The organism is Mesobacillus sp. (genome assembly GCF_057785455.1).
Genome location: NZ_JBYNSB010000023.1, coordinates 103,773 through 118,508, shown reverse-complemented (window position 1 = coordinate 118,508; position 14,736 = coordinate 103,773). Strand labels below are relative to the sequence as shown.

The 14,736-nt window shown below is 35.4% G+C and carries 17 protein-coding genes; 2 read left to right on the top strand and 15 right to left on the bottom strand.

What is annotated here, in order from left to right; genetic code table 11:
* Positions 1–77: 77 nt before the first annotated feature.
* From AC3EBE_RS08690 to AC3EBE_RS08675, 4 genes are all read right to left on the bottom strand, one after another.
* Positions 78–1,484, bottom strand: a complete 1,407-nt coding sequence (locus tag AC3EBE_RS08690; protein ID WP_488594622.1) for an N-acetylmuramoyl-L-alanine amidase — start codon at positions 1,482–1,484, stop codon at positions 78–80.
* A gap of 321 nt (positions 1,485–1,805) precedes the next feature.
* Entirely contained in the window at positions 1,806–3,206 is a 1,401-nt protein-coding gene (locus tag AC3EBE_RS08685; RefSeq protein ID WP_488594621.1) for a nucleoside recognition domain-containing protein, read from the bottom strand.
* The gene (locus tag AC3EBE_RS08680; RefSeq protein WP_488594620.1) at positions 3,206–3,901 is read right to left on the bottom strand and encodes a FeoB small GTPase domain-containing protein; all 696 of its coding nucleotides are present in this window, start codon (positions 3,899–3,901) and stop codon (positions 3,206–3,208) included. Before AC3EBE_RS08680 ends, AC3EBE_RS08685 begins: the two co-directional genes overlap by 1 nt.
* Complete coding sequence (locus tag AC3EBE_RS08675; RefSeq protein ID WP_488594619.1) at positions 3,894–4,145, bottom strand: FeoA family protein; 252 nt, start codon at positions 4,143–4,145, stop codon at positions 3,894–3,896. The genes AC3EBE_RS08680 and AC3EBE_RS08675 overlap by 8 nt, the downstream gene beginning before the upstream one ends.
* Before the next feature lie 334 nt (positions 4,146–4,479).
* On the opposite strand from AC3EBE_RS08675, the gene AC3EBE_RS08670 reads away from it, so the two are divergent.
* The gene (locus AC3EBE_RS08670; RefSeq protein ID WP_488594618.1) at positions 4,480–5,532 is read left to right on the top strand and encodes a M50 family metallopeptidase; all 1,053 of its coding nucleotides are present in this window, start codon (positions 4,480–4,482) and stop codon (positions 5,530–5,532) included.
* 334 nt (positions 5,533–5,866) lie between these two features.
* Here AC3EBE_RS08670 and AC3EBE_RS08665 read toward each other — a convergent pair whose 3' ends face one another.
* From AC3EBE_RS08665 to AC3EBE_RS08645, 5 genes are all read right to left on the bottom strand, one after another.
* The gene (locus AC3EBE_RS08665; RefSeq protein ID WP_488594721.1) at positions 5,867–6,193 is read right to left on the bottom strand and encodes an ankyrin repeat domain-containing protein; all 327 of its coding nucleotides are present in this window, start codon (positions 6,191–6,193) and stop codon (positions 5,867–5,869) included.
* Positions 6,194–6,501: 308 nt separating this feature from the next.
* Positions 6,502–7,302, bottom strand: a complete 801-nt coding sequence (locus AC3EBE_RS08660) for a DUF6843 domain-containing protein (protein ID WP_488594617.1) — start codon at positions 7,300–7,302, stop codon at positions 6,502–6,504.
* A 302-nt stretch (positions 7,303–7,604) separates the two neighbouring features.
* Positions 7,605–7,994, bottom strand: coding sequence for a hypothetical protein (locus AC3EBE_RS08655; protein ID WP_488594616.1), 390 nt, complete (start codon positions 7,992–7,994; stop codon positions 7,605–7,607).
* Between the two features lie 157 nt (positions 7,995–8,151).
* Positions 8,152–8,484 carry an ArsR/SmtB family transcription factor gene (locus AC3EBE_RS08650; RefSeq protein WP_488594615.1) on the bottom strand — a complete coding sequence of 111 codons (333 nt, stop codon included), beginning with the start codon at positions 8,482–8,484 and terminating at the stop codon, positions 8,152–8,154.
* A gap of 99 nt (positions 8,485–8,583) precedes the next feature.
* On the bottom strand, positions 8,584–9,318 hold the full coding sequence (locus AC3EBE_RS08645; RefSeq protein ID WP_488594614.1) for a ZIP family metal transporter: 735 nt from the start codon (positions 9,316–9,318) through the stop codon (positions 8,584–8,586).
* A 154-nt stretch (positions 9,319–9,472) separates the two neighbouring features.
* On the opposite strand from AC3EBE_RS08645, the gene AC3EBE_RS08640 reads away from it, so the two are divergent.
* Complete coding sequence (locus AC3EBE_RS08640) at positions 9,473–10,345, top strand: cation diffusion facilitator family transporter (RefSeq protein WP_488594613.1); 873 nt, start codon at positions 9,473–9,475, stop codon at positions 10,343–10,345.
* Between the two features lie 80 nt (positions 10,346–10,425).
* On the opposite strand, the gene AC3EBE_RS08635 is transcribed toward AC3EBE_RS08640, so the two are convergent.
* The 6 genes from AC3EBE_RS08635 to AC3EBE_RS08610 form a co-directional block, all read right to left on the bottom strand.
* Positions 10,426–11,349 carry a cation diffusion facilitator family transporter gene (locus tag AC3EBE_RS08635; protein ID WP_488594612.1) on the bottom strand — a complete coding sequence of 308 codons (924 nt, stop codon included), beginning with the start codon at positions 11,347–11,349 and terminating at the stop codon, positions 10,426–10,428.
* A gap of 255 nt (positions 11,350–11,604) precedes the next feature.
* Positions 11,605–11,772 carry a hypothetical protein gene (locus tag AC3EBE_RS08630; RefSeq protein ID WP_488594611.1) on the bottom strand — a complete coding sequence of 56 codons (168 nt, stop codon included), beginning with the start codon at positions 11,770–11,772 and terminating at the stop codon, positions 11,605–11,607.
* 69 nt (positions 11,773–11,841) lie between these two features.
* Positions 11,842–12,912: a copper resistance D family protein gene (locus AC3EBE_RS08625; RefSeq protein ID WP_488594610.1), complete on the bottom strand. Its 1,071-nt coding sequence runs from the start codon at positions 12,910–12,912 to the stop codon at positions 11,842–11,844.
* Positions 12,909–13,493 carry a copper resistance CopC family protein gene (locus AC3EBE_RS08620; protein ID WP_488594609.1) on the bottom strand — a complete coding sequence of 195 codons (585 nt, stop codon included), beginning with the start codon at positions 13,491–13,493 and terminating at the stop codon, positions 12,909–12,911. The genes AC3EBE_RS08625 and AC3EBE_RS08620 overlap by 4 nt, the downstream gene beginning before the upstream one ends.
* A 13-nt stretch (positions 13,494–13,506) precedes the next feature.
* The gene (locus AC3EBE_RS08615) at positions 13,507–13,887 is read right to left on the bottom strand and encodes a FixH family protein (RefSeq protein WP_488594608.1); all 381 of its coding nucleotides are present in this window, start codon (positions 13,885–13,887) and stop codon (positions 13,507–13,509) included.
* Between the two features lie 233 nt (positions 13,888–14,120).
* Positions 14,121–14,735, bottom strand: a complete 615-nt coding sequence (locus AC3EBE_RS08610; protein ID WP_488594607.1) for a class I SAM-dependent methyltransferase — start codon at positions 14,733–14,735, stop codon at positions 14,121–14,123.
* Between the last annotated feature and the right edge of the window lies 1 nt (position 14,736).

Here is a 14,736-nt window from a genome sequence, read left to right as displayed (position 1 = left end):
CATTCCATCACATAAGGGCTTGAAGATAACTTACCTTCAAGCCCTTTTTTGTTTTTGTCTGTTTCCGTGACAGTAGCTTAGTTTACCTTATTATATAATTTAGACACATTAAAACCTTTATCATTATAATAATCTAGTATGCCCAAATATATCGCTTCAGCCGCTTCCTGTCGCCAATATGAAGATGCCAGTTTAGCGTTATCTACTTTATTATCTATAAAACCTAATTCGACAAGGGTTGCCGGCATTGAGTTTTCACGAATTACATGGAAATCACCATGCTTTACTCCCCGGTCATAAAGCTGCCATGCATCCATAAGACGCTCATGAATAGCATTGGCTAGTTTTTTGCTGTCAGCATAGTAAGGGTTCTCGTTTGCTGAGTTATAATAATATACCTCAGTGCCGTTTGCTGAACCATTAAATGAATTTGCATGAATACTAATAAAGGTGTCTGCACCAGCATTTTTGGCAATAGTAACTCGCTGAGGAAGCGAGATGTAATTGTCAGTCTCCCTTGTCAATTTGAATGAGAAAGGTGTCTTGGCTAGCAGTCCCTTTAATCTGAGTGCAGTATCAAGTGTAACCACTTTTTCTTGCAGGCCTAAACCAGAGGTCCCGGGATCAGTTCCTCCATGCCCTGCATCGATAACAATCATTTGCGAGCTTAACGGACTGCTCGCCGGAAGTGGGGTATTTATTTCTTCTGGAAACTCCCCCTTTAGGTAAGTTCCACTGACAAGGCCCTCTGCACCGTTTGAACGGATATAAACCCAGTCTCCTACTCTATAAGCTGCAAGCACCTTTGTCCCCAATGGCAGTTTAGTTACTACAGGAAAATTTGTCGAAGGACCTGTACGCAGATTTAACGAGTCCGCATTCACTTGAAGGTCTCCACCAAAAGAAAGGTCTGTTTTAGTCCTGAATTTATAATTGATTGCTCTTGCTAAGAATACCGAAAAGTCTGCTCGTTTTATTTTTAGCTCATAACCAAAATTCCCAGGCGAAATTCCCTGTGCAATTCCCCTTGTCATTAATGAGTTGGCAGCACTTACAGAGTTCTTTCCTTCATATCCAAATGCTCTATTGATGAGTAGAGCCATCTCACCTCGTTTTACTGGATAATCTGGACGGAAAGTTCCATCCTGGTAGCCTGAAATGATGTTTCTATCGACAGCTGATTGGATATACCCCGAGGCAAAACTTCCACTGTCTACATCTTTAAAACTTGTTGTACCCTTAGTTCCGTTTAGGTTAAGAGCACGACCCAACATTGCTGCTGCCTCCGCTCGAGTAACCTCTTTTGTTGGATTAAAATATCCACCAGATCCATTGACAATTTTTCCACCGGTCAAGTAAGTGATTTCCATATATGCACGATGAGAAGTATTCACATCATAAAAGGTAGCGGCAGCTTCCGAACTTTTCGGAGCAAAAGGTAAAATCAACAATGCTATTATAATCCCTGTGACAAATTGCTTCATTATCGCCTATCCTTTCGTCATTTTTTTACATTTTATCACATGGAAACCGTTCCGAAATCACCCAATTTATCTATAATAATACAATCCATATCACAAACCCGGTAGATATTTGTATAATCGTTGATTTAACAATGATTCCTCTAGAGTTATTGGAAATAATTACATGTTTAATTTTTTCGGAACATGAATTTAAGGTTGTCTAGATTAGGATTTTTAAAATCCCATACTTCTATTAAGAGGTACCCAAAAATGAAAAATGGGAGGGTAATGAGTAAAATTACTCATTACCCTCCCTTATATCACTTGTATGTTCATGATCTATTATACCCACCCGAAGTAATAAGCTGTTTGTGCAATAATGAAAGTGACACCAAATGCGATGACCGTTGGAATAAGAAAGGCCATAAAGGTCCATTTTTTGCTCTTAGTTTCTTTGAAAATATTTATTAATGTCGTTCCACAAGGATAATGCAATAGTGAAAAGAGCATCATGTTCAATGCGGTTAACCACGTCCAGTTATGCTCAAGGAAAACCTGTTTAATATTATCAATTCCACCTGTATCAACCAATTCACCTGTTGAAAGGTACCCCATTAACAAAACCGGCAGCACGATTTCATTTGCTGGTAAACCAATAATAAAGGCCATCAAAATATATCCATCCAACCCTAGCATTTGTCCTAGTGGGTCCAGGAATTGTACCATATGCAACAATACACTTGTGCCGTTAATATCGATATTCGCCAGGATCCAAGTCAAGATACCTGCAGGTGCTGCAATCTTAACAGCACGTTTCAGGACTGAAAGCGAATTGTTTAAGGAAGAACGTATGACTGTATCAAAGATTTTTGGCTTTCTATATGGTGGTAATTCCAGTGTATAATGGGTAGGAATACCTTTTAATAACGTTTTTGATAGAATCCAAGAAACAGAGAAAGTGACAATAATTCCAAATAATACGATTCCGACAATGACTGAAGTCGTTACTAAAGATTTTATTCCTCCGGTAAAATTAGCTGCCATAAATAATGAAGCAAGTAAGATTAGTGTTCCCCACCTGCCATTACAAGGGACGAAGTTGTTTGTCAAAATTGCCAGCATCCGTTCACGGGGAGATTCAATAATCCTCGTTGACATCATTGCTGCTGCATTACATCCAAATCCCATTGCCATCGTGAGCGACTGTTTCCCATGTGCTCCTACAGTTTTAAATAGGCGGTCCATATTAAAGGCGACTCGCGGTAGATACCCATAGTTCTCTAAAAGAGCAAAGGTTGGAAAGAAAATAGCCATTGGCGGTAACATTACACTGATGACCCAGGCAGTTCCCCGGTAAAAACCAAGCACCAACACCCCGTGCAGCCACTCAGGTGCATTCAGCATCTGGAACAGTATCGTAATGTACCCTTCTAGCCATCCAAAAAAATTTGCAAGCATAGATGAAGGAATATTTGCTCCGGCAATTGTTAAATAAAATACAGCTCCCAGCATGAGAAGCATGATAGGAAATCCCCATATTGGAGAGGTTAATACCGCATCCAAGCGCTCCGTTCTTTGATCATGCTTTGTTTTGGTATATGCTACTCCTGCCTCTATATACTCTCTGCTATTCTGATAGAGAGCTTCAACAATCTTGTCACGTGTTTTCGATGAAGAGATCTTCTCTGCTTGCTCGAAAAGATCCATGAGCATCTGTTGTTGTTCATACGCTGTATCTCCCATTAGCTTAAAACCTCCTTCATTAGATGCCTCTCCTTCAATTCATCAAGCAGTTTCTTGTCTCCATCCAACAGTCTTAAAGAAAGCCACCTAGCAGGAATTTTATCCCCAAATACCTTTTGCACCATTGGTAAAAGTGAATCTATTTTTTTTTCAGTTTCTTCATCATATTTAATTGGAACAGGCATGCATGGAATAACCCCGGTCACTACCCTTTCGATTGTATCTATCAGCAGCGGCAGACCTGTTTTGTTTCTTGCCGAGATTTTAATAACAGGTACTCCAAGTCGCCTCATTAGGATTTTTTCATTAATTTTGATGCCCATTTTTTCAGCCTCATCAATTAAGTTGATGCATACAATCACTTTTTCAGTAAGCTCCATGACCTGCAAAGCCAAATTCATATTTCGTTCTAGAGCAGTTGCGTCTAAAACTACAACAGTCAAATCAGGTTTTTCAAAAACAATGTAATTCCTGGCTGTTTCTTCATCTAGCGAATTAGAAAAAAGGGAGTACGTACCTGGCAAGTCTATCATGGAAAAAGATTTCCCTTTATATAAAAATGACCCTTCTTTAATATCTACTGTTTTCCCTGCCCAATTTCCTGTATGCTGCCTTAAACCTGTCAAAGTATTAAATAGTGTGCTCTTCCCGGTATTAGGGTTTCCTGCGAGTGCAATCCTAAATCGGTTACTCATTGTTGATCAGCTCCCCTTCAATACTTAAACTCTCTTCTTTTCTTAATGCGATTGATGTACTTGATACCCGATAAGCAATAGGGTCACCTAATGGACTTTTTCTGATCACCTCTACTATGGCCCCAGGCACAAACCCCAAGTCAAGCAGCCTCCTTCGCATTGTTCCTTCTAAGGTAAGATTTGAAATTTTTATTAAATCGCCTTTTACACCTTCGAACAAACTGATGATTTTAGTCCGAGCCATCTCTTTTTCCTCCACACTATAAATTTTACCTTGCGCAACTTTTATTTTATTATATGTACATATGCTCATATTGTCAAAAAGTTTGTGCAAAAGTATTTCTGAAAAAAAATACATAAAAAAATCCCTATTGAATCAGCATTTTATGATAAATACTGATATAGGAACATAATAAAAATCCAAATATTATATTTAATTTTTCTTATACCAAATGGAATTAATCACTAAAACCTAAGAAGTTATCCTTAACTTTTCTCTTCAAAACAGGCCCTCTTTAAAAATATTAAGGAGAACTCGTACATATAATGGAAAAAACAAGATATTTGGAGATGTGTTGATGGCAAACATAATTGTACTTACTTTATTATTGTTATTATTTCTTTGGAGTTTTTTTATGTTAATAAGATCCTCAATCAATTTAACTGTATCGATGAAGAGAAAATCCGTTGACGAGGAAATTCGCTTAAAACAAATCGAGAAATTTCAATCTGGCATCTTTACCCACATAATTAATATTTTTATCATTAGCGGATGCCTGAATTTTTTTCTTGAAAACGTTATTACAAGCAAACTAGTTATTAATTTATTTGTTGCATATTTAACATTAAATTTTATTATCTTCATGCATGAATTTGGACATTATTTCTTCGCTAAAAAGTTTGGTTTAAAAATTGAAGCCTTTAATGTGGGAATTGGTGCCACGCTATTTAAAATACAAAAAAACGAGACCACCTTTACATTAAAGCTCATTCCGTTTTTGGGTTTTGTAAAACCTAGGGATATGGAAGAATTTAACCAGTTGAAAAGAAGTCAAAAAATACTTTTCTTTTCAGGTGGTCTAATCATAAATTTTCTTTTTTATATTATAGGTGTTGTTATGGTAGGGGTAGCAAAAGGTCATTCAGTTCTCTTCGGAATTAAAGCATCATTCACATTATTATGGACATCTCTTCTAAAGGTAATAGAATCCTTTACTATAGATATTGTTTATTCACCAGAATTAAGTCTCGAAGGGCAAGTTCAAGGAATGATGAAAATGTCAGAATTCTTCTCTGACTTTTGGATAGGATTTGCTATTTTAAATCTGTTATTTTTTATATTAAATTTACTTCCTATTTCTCCTCTGGATGGAGGCCACATATTTAAAGAAGTTCTAGAAAAGACATTAAATATTCTTCGGATTCCAATGAAGATAGTTACCTTCATCACTACCCTTTTTGTAGTGACAGGAATAATTTTTCTGGGGTCTAGAATGGTGGTTAACAACGGGTGGGCAATGTTGAATGACATAAGCGGAAGATGGATTGAATTTACACTATGGCTAATGCTTCTCTTTGCTGTAGTTGGATATTTCACTCAAAGAAAATTAGATAATATAAATAATTCATGAATGTTTAAATAAAGCCTTAAACAATTCTTATCAATTAAATCACAGGTATAGTGAAAAAACTAAGCATAAATTCAAGAAATAAATTGAGAGTCGGGATTAACAATCGATATTATTTGCATGAAACATAAACACCGAACGCATTTGGTCAGCCAGATATTTCTGGTTGACCATTTTTTCATAACGGTAGCCTGAACAGAATGGAAGCTCACGAGGTTTCATTCCGTCAGCTAAACAGTTCGCCCGCTCCTATAGGAAAACGATTGAAATGGATCGGATTCTAGAGGAATCGGCACATATGATTTAGAAGCCAGGCTAGGAAATTATTGAAAATTACTTATAATTTGTTCTCCCGCTGTTTTATCAATTCTATAATTTCTACTTGTTTATGATCATCCCAACCGTTTTTTGCTCTTTCTAAACAACCGGTTTTATCTGCTCCGTTTTCCAACAAAAAGGATGTAATTTCAAGATATCCAAAATAACAAGCAATTAACAAAGGAGTCCTGCCTAAATGGTCACGTTGGTTCACATTTGCACCTCTATGAATTAAATTCTTAGTAAATTGAATATTATTCATATAGACTGCCCAATATATCAGACTTTGACCTTTGTACACCTGGTTTACATTATGTTTTGTTAAATATTCATTTAATCCTTCGATATCATTTTTATGTAGTTAATTCAAATAATCCATTAGCTCAACCTCTTTTTATAAATGTATCTATGAATCCCCCTCCTTTATGCACATTTTTCTATGCATATAAAATTGCATGTACGTATTTATGATATAGGATTTGATATATCGTGCTATAACAAATTTCTTATCATGAACACAAATTATGATTTTCTACACACAATAAAAAGGAGGCGAGAGCAAAGTGCTCTTACGCAGCTTGGTAGTCGCCGCAGGTACATATGGTATATAATATACTTATAGATAAGGAGAGCTTCCAGCTCTCCTTATTATTTTTACTCTCTCGGTATGAATTTATATTTTTCCAAATCAAAAATGCCTTCTTCATAAAGGATGTCTTCAACAGATGGTCCTTCTTTGAAATAGTAAAGTTCTTCTTGCTTAATATCTTCAATACATCCTACAGTAAAATGGGTATATGAATACTCATATCCATCCCCCATTGTTGAACCAAGTCCACCCAACTCGATGCATCTCTCAGGAATTTCTTCACGTTTTCCCTTTTCATCAACATAATAGTATAAGTCCTCAATCAAACCCTCACTTTGTGGCAAAGCGGTTACAGCATATCCTTTATTGTTTACGCTGAACACATCATACTTCCCTTCTGTTACTGGTTCGGGGGAATACTCAAACTCATGTAAAATTGTCACTTGTCCAACATATCCTTTTGGTATTAAATATACATCATTTGTCTTTTCTTCCATTTCGGCTTTCCCCTGCATCCAGAGAAGGCCCATCAGCAGCAAAATAGCCAATAGAAATGCAGTGGCATTCATTACAGCTATTTTTCCACCAGGCATTTGCCTATCCCATTTCCTCCACTCATCCACCATAAAGAAGAATACTGATGCCAATAGAGCAAAAAAAGCAAAGCTATCCATTATAAGATAAGTTACTGCTCCAAAAATCGTATGTATAAACCCCGCCGCAGCAAACCTCCACTTGATTAACCTTTTTGTGAGATAGTCGGACAGCAGCGAAACAGGAACTCCATAAATCACATTTCCAATTAGACAGTATAGGAAAATTACCAGTAGCATAAAGGAAAATAAAATCTTCCCATCCTGAATCAATCCTAACAGCCAGAAACCAAATGTGAAAATTAAAGTAGCATATAATGCAGTCTTAAACTTGAAAGTTAGCACAAAACAACCACCTTTAATGTGAATTACTTCACATTAATAATAGCATCAGAAGGAAATTATCCATACATTCAATATAAATAACAAAACGTGCTCCTTAGCTATAAATAATACAATCATCATGGCCCCTTTGCATAATAAGGAATTCAACTAAAAAGGTGGCTAATCCTTCCTGGATCAAGTTTAAGTGCATTTTTTCACAAAATTTGAATTATTAATAATTATAAAATTGATTATCCTTCAACAATTGCTAGGTATCTTAAAATTTCTCCTTCTAATTTCACGAATAAAATATCTCTTCTTTCCTTGGCTGAGAAAATCTTTGCACCAACTGGAAGTTTATTCGCCGTTTCATCTTTGAAATCTGTATTAGTATCATTTCTTGTTTTAATTTCACCGATTTGAACGTCTTTTGTTAAAGACAATTCTTCAACCCAATCGATATTAGTTTTGTAGATTACTCCATCATATTGGAAAATATCAGCATTAGGGTCCAATGTTAAAACCTCTTCAGCATCAATACTATTAATTGATACTCCCGCTGTTTCGCCTCCATTAGAGCATCCATTAATAGTAAATAATGCTAATGCAACCAATACATAAAATAACTTTTGAACCAACATATTATCCCCTTTATATATAGATGGGTCTTCTTCTATCAAGTTAGATATTTCTTATTCAACCTGCCCTGTAAGAAAAAGGGACTACCACAATAATCCCCTCCTTTAACTCATGTACAAATAATTCAAATACACTATATAAAATGGGAAAAACTGCATTCTAATGATGCATTGCATGATCAATAATTTGTTTAAGAACATCCATTACATGTTCATCATCGCAGGAATAGATCATGGAAGTCCCTTCCCTGCGATATTTAACCAATCTTAAATTCTTAAGGAATCTTAGCTGATGGGATATAGTGGATTGGAGTAATTGCAATTGTTCTGCAATTTCATTGACTGACTTTTCCTCTTTAGCCAGCAGATAAAGAATTTTTATTCTTGTTGGATCAGAAAGAGCTTTAAATGTTTGGGAAACAATAAACAATGTTTCCTCATCCAGAGTACCTTTCGAGATTATAAAATCATCTTCAAGTTTGTTTTTTTTCATTTGTTTCACCTCAACGGCTTTATATCGAAAATTATAGCATATCAGGTAATTAACTCACACTAGCACCCATAGTTACACGTTAGATAAAATCTATACGTTCTACCAAGAAGCTACGATTAACATAAAGATTTTTAATGATCCAATAGCAATTACCACCGTAATCAATACCTTAAAAATAGACAACGATTGAAAACCTTTCCAAAGTATTTCGTAAAAGGTAACATAACATAAAGTTCCAATTGCTGCGCCAGTTATGATTGTATATAGCTTAAGCGAATCAATTGAAATGTTTAATCCGATAAAGAAGTTCAAACCAACAATAAGGGCTAACACAAAACAAACTGTCCCAAAAAAACCTGGCTTAATTTGATGATGAATCATAGCAGCCATAATAATGACTCCTTCTGGAATATGATGCAGTATAATAGCAGCTGCAAAAATTGAGTTTGTCAAATACCCATCACCTATATTCAAACCAAGGGCAATGCCTGTAGGGACACTATGTAGATATAAAGCAAAAATCAATAAAGTAAATGAAAACACTCCCACTTTTAAGTTGTGCTTATACCGGTGAACCGCCCTATCTATTAAAAAAACAAGTATGATTCCTGCCGATATTCCTATAAAAATCCCTAATGGATCTAGTTGATTCAAGGTTTCAGGGATTAAATCCAAAATAATAATGCCCATTAATAATCCGCCACAAAATACATTTATAAAAACATGGTTAATGCTTAATTTCTTACTTATTAACAGTGTTAAGTACCCGCCCACTAATGTTCCTAAAAAAATGAGGCATATTAATAATGAACTGACTCTTACAGCTTCAACCACTTAATCACCTCGATATTGAAGTTTTATAAAAGTATATTCAGTACTTACTAGGACATGCTTTCTACCTTTTACTCCAATGCTTCTAATTAAGGATAATTCTTTCAGTTTTATATTTTTTTATGAAGGGAAAAGAAGAAGAAAAAGGAGTATGTGTATGCAGAAAGAAAAGAATTCACACAAAAGCATGGGTATTGCTTTTTTCCTAAATCTTGCATTCGCGATAATTGAAGTAATTGGAGGCATATTAACAGGAAGCATTGCCATAATATCTGATGCAATTCACGATTTAGGTGATTCCCTATCCCTTGGGACATCATGGTACCTGGAAAGAAAGTCTGACAAAAAGGCTGATGAAAATTATACATTTGGTTTCAAACGATTATCTCTCATGGGCTCTCTTCTAAACGCTGCAGTTCTTATATTTGGTTCAATATATGTACTAATGGAAGCTGTTAAGAGATTACAGGATCCAGTGTCACCTAACTCGTTAGGAATGTTATGGCTCGCTGTCTTAGGTATCGTTGTAAATGGATACGCGGCTTATCGGCTGAAAAAAGAAGAAAACGGCATGAATGAAAAAATGCTATCATGGCATCTTATCGAGGATTTATTAGGATGGATCGCCGTACTAGTTGTCAGTATCGTCATGCAATTTAAAGATATTCCTATTCTAGATCCCCTTCTCTCAATTGGCATAACAATATATGTCTTATATCACGTAGTAAAGAACCTCAAAAAGACTTTAGTCATTTTTATGGATTCTGCTCCAATAGATTTGAATATCACGGCCTTAAAGGAGAAACTTTTAACTCTTGAAGACATCGAAGATTTGCATGCTATGCACTATTGGTCAATAGATGGAAAGCAGAATGCCTTTTCCGTCCATTTTGTTGTCCCAGAAAATTTGGAGCAAAGCAAGGAAATAACTTTATTGAAGAATGTGAAGAAAATCCTTAAAAATACTGATGAAAATACAGATTACATTACCATACAGATAGAGCGAGGAAGGAAGATTTGCGAGAATTAAAAAAGGGAAGAATACCTGGATTAACTTCCCTTGGTATTCTCCCTTTTATTTTACCTAATTAAAAATTACACCCTTGTTCATTAATTACAGGTCCCATGCTCACTAGGACAACCATATTCAACTTTTTCAGTTTGAATGGTACTGTGATCAATCCCAAACTTATCATGGAGGATGGATTGCGCCCTATGCAGAACAGTATCGTGTACTGCATCTTCGGTAATAGTAATATGGCAGCTTAACATTAATACACCTGAAGTAATAGACCATACATGTAAGTCATGAATATCTTGTACAGATGGAATATTAAGTAGTGAAGATTTAACCTCTTCAGTATTAATTTCAACAGGTGCTCCTTCCATCAAAATGTGAAAAGAATCTCGAGTAACTCTCCACCCACTGATTATAATTAAAATCGATACTGCAACACTTGCAATTGGGTCGGCTATTCCCCAGTCGAAAAAATAAATTAGTAAGGCAGCCACGATGGCACCGACTGATCCTAACATATCTCCTAAAACATGCAAGAAGGCACTTCTTACATTTAGATTTTCATCCTTGTCGCCCTTCATTAGTATCCAAGCAGCGATAATATTCACCATTAATCCAATGACAGAAATCGTAAGCATACCCAAACTTTTTACTTCCGGTGGATTTAAAAATCTCTGATAGGCTTCATAAAAAATGTAAATGGAGATCAATATCAATGTGATACCATTAAGGGCAGCAGCAATGATTTCAAATCGTTTATACCCAAAGGTTTTCCCGACAGTCGCTTTTCTTTCACCAAGTTTTATCGCAAATAAACTAAGTCCTAATGCTGCAGCGTCACTTAACATGTGACCTGCATCCGACAATAGTGCAAGACTGTTTGTAATGATTCCACCTATTACTTCGACAATCATATAGGCAGTAATGATAATAAATGATAAAAACAGTGCCTTTTTGTTATTTACACCTCCATGGCTATGACCATGTGAATGTCCGTGTCCGTGTCCATGTCCCATCAATCCCACTCCTTATATGAATATATGCTCATATATAAATATTAACATGTTTTTCTACATTTACAATAAATATTTTCTACAATATACTTTCCTTTTACACTTTTCCCCTAATCCAAGCAGGTGATGTCATCTTATCAACATTGTGTATCTCACCATATTTTAGCTACAAAAATGATAAGAATTGAATAGATAAGGGACAACAGAAACAGGTAAATAAAATAAAAGGAGCAGGGTTAACCCCTGCTCCTTTCATCCCTAACTATTGTTTTCTTTTTGATTACTTTTTTCTTCAAGTGCCTTCAGCTCTTTTTCGGATTTTTTCTTAAAAAGAACGATTACACCTATAGCTAAGGCAGAAAGTATGGAATACACCAGAATTGTTGGAAGTAGATCAATTACAGTAAAGCCAAGTATATATCTCACTTAAACGCACTCCCTTATTTTTATTACACAATGACATTCACGTTGTTTTTATTAACTAAAAAATTTCATTTAATGTGCCGCAGTCAACAGAGTAATATAGGTAATAAAAACAAAAAACAATCCGAATATGATGGACAGCAGAACAGAGTCTTTTCTAATAAAACTAAATATCATTAAAATCACGACAATAGCCGATAAAACTCCACCTACTAAAAAGGAGGAATCTATGTTCAATTTAACTGCTGCATCCGGTAAAAATGGATGAAACCACTTATACAACTGTGAATAACCTTCTGTATGAATCATTGATTCTATATCATGCGGTGGAGATTGAATGCCGAGAGCGCCAGTCACAATAAATATCAAAGTTACAAATATGCTTTCTGCTTTTATCCATTTAATTGTTGAGGGACCTGGATGTTCCGCTTGTTTTTTCATCAAAATTCCATTGATAAGTGCAAAGACTAATAAAGGAATTATTAGTATATGTTTAACTAATAAAGCCTGTCCATATGGCAGCATCCAAGAAGAGACGTAATCTTTAGGATCCACAACCAGTTTCATGGTCATAAAGCCACTTACAATGATTAATATCAGGCAAAGAATAGCTGTAGGAGTAAACCAAGACAAAAACTTTCTCCAGTTCCGCAAGTCTTTGGAGAAGAAAGAAACCATCAATAATATACCTGTCCAAACCGCAACACCTAGAAAATGTATTGTGTGAGATGTCAGGCCATACCAAAATGATAAACTTGCAGCATGGCTTGAATAACCAACTGCAATAATTAACAAGAGAACTAAAAAAGCTTGAAAATGCTTGGATTTCTTAAATAAAATCATAAAATATAGAAGCAGTCCCACCCATGAAGTAAACATCCAAGCTTTACCTACTTCAAAATCATATAGAACTGATTTTAATGTTTGCCAAAAACCTAATGCTTCAATAAAATAAAATATCACTTGAACTAAAGGTCCAATTGAAGCAAAAATGATTCCCAGTATCGCTAGAAAATATACTGCTCTTGGAATTTCAATCGTTGGCTTATAATTTTCGGGAACGAGCTGGAATATCATAGCTCCAACTAAAACGGAAAAGGAGAGGTACAAAACAGTTTCAGATACTATTAGATAAAAGGTCATTTTTTACCCTTTCTGAATATAAAAAATGCCATAATTAATATAGTTAAAGTTGCTAATGGCAAAAACCACTTTTTGATATTTGAATTTACCGTTCCATTTTGATTAATTTGTTCGTTTTGAGACAAGGTGTCATCTTCCTTGTTTTGCTCTTGAGCCTCCTGCTCTAAGTCTTCAGTTTGGTTCTCGGTTTCATCTTCTTTGTTTGAAGGTTCATTTTGAGATTGTTTAGGAACTTGAACGGTAAATGAAATGGTTCCTTCCAAAGGATGGCCATCTTCTCCAACTATCTTCCAGGTCGCCTGATACTGGCCGTTTTCTAATGGCTTATCGAATTTCCCTATTAATTTATCTTCTTCAATCGTAATATTCTCCACTTCAACTGTCTGGTTATTTTGTGTTAGGAATAGTTCACCAATTGTTTCAATTTCTGTTTCAAAGGTGATGTCGATCGTATCAAGAGGTTCCTCAACAATTTCCCCTTCTGCAGGGTTCGATTCTTTGGTATAAGAATGAGCGAAGACTTCAATTTTTGAATTAGAGATAAAGAGAATCAGGATTACTATCATCCAGAACTTTTTCATTTTATAAAACCTCCTATTTCACTATAAAATCCATTTTGGGCATGTTGTGCATCCCTCTGGCAGTTACATGTGCAATAATAGTATACTTTCCTGCTTCAGAAAAAGACTTTTGAATGGAATAGATTCCTGATTCAGTATTTTTAGCCTTTAGCTTTTCATGAGTTTCCTGGCCATCTTTCCAAATCTCAAATTGTACAGAGTCAGCATCATTCACATATTCTTTCTCCTGAGTAATTTGGGCTTTCAATGGAACAGTTTCCCCTTTATTTATTACTTCAGGTAGAACAATTTCAACATCAACCATTTCGGGTAGGGGTTCCTCTTTGCTTTCCTGTGTACACCCTCCCAATATAAAAATTATAGTGGTGAATAATATCACGATAAAAGATTTCATTTAAATCAACTCCTTATTCCAAGGCTCGGAGCCTTTTATTAACCACGTGAATATATGAGCAATTAATCATATAAAATATTACTAATTTGAAGAGCATAAATCAATAACTTTAGGCAAATGACTTACCGTACCTAACTATCCAAAGCTTAGGGTAAATTAATTAACCCTTATTAAATAAATTTTTCATGAAAAAGCCCACATTCAACATTCGAAATGCGGGCAACTTGTGCAAATTAACCTTTCATCAATACTATCTTTTGATACATTCCATTGAATAATAGATCTTTTCTCTCTAATAGTCTTATATTCTTCGTCTCATTCGAGATAGACTCAAATGCTAAACCAATATCAGTTCCCAATATTCTAATCAATGGCCGAATAAATCTTTTCGATATTGAAAGTTCTTTCTTACCGTCAACAAACTTATCAAAAACAATAATCTGTCCACCATTTTTCGCAACTCGGACCATTTCATCAAAGGCTTTATTGCCATCGGGAACGACAGTCAATATCAAGCTGCCAATGACATAATCAAACGTATTGTCAGGCAGGTTCATGCTTTGGGCATCCATTTGTATAAAATCAATTTTTTCGCCTTCATACTTCTTTCGTGCTTGATTTAGCATGTCTTCTGAAAAGTCTATGGCTGTTATTTTGAGGCTGTTAAAAGGGACTTGATCGATATCCGCCCCTGTACCAACCCCTACGAAAAGCACGGACTCTCCCTCTTTAAACTCTATATCTTGAAACACTCGTTTCCTTGCTTCTAAAAATAGTCCGGAATTGAAAAAGTAATCGTAGATGGGGGACCAAATTTTATAGATGAATCGATTCCAATTATTATTCATC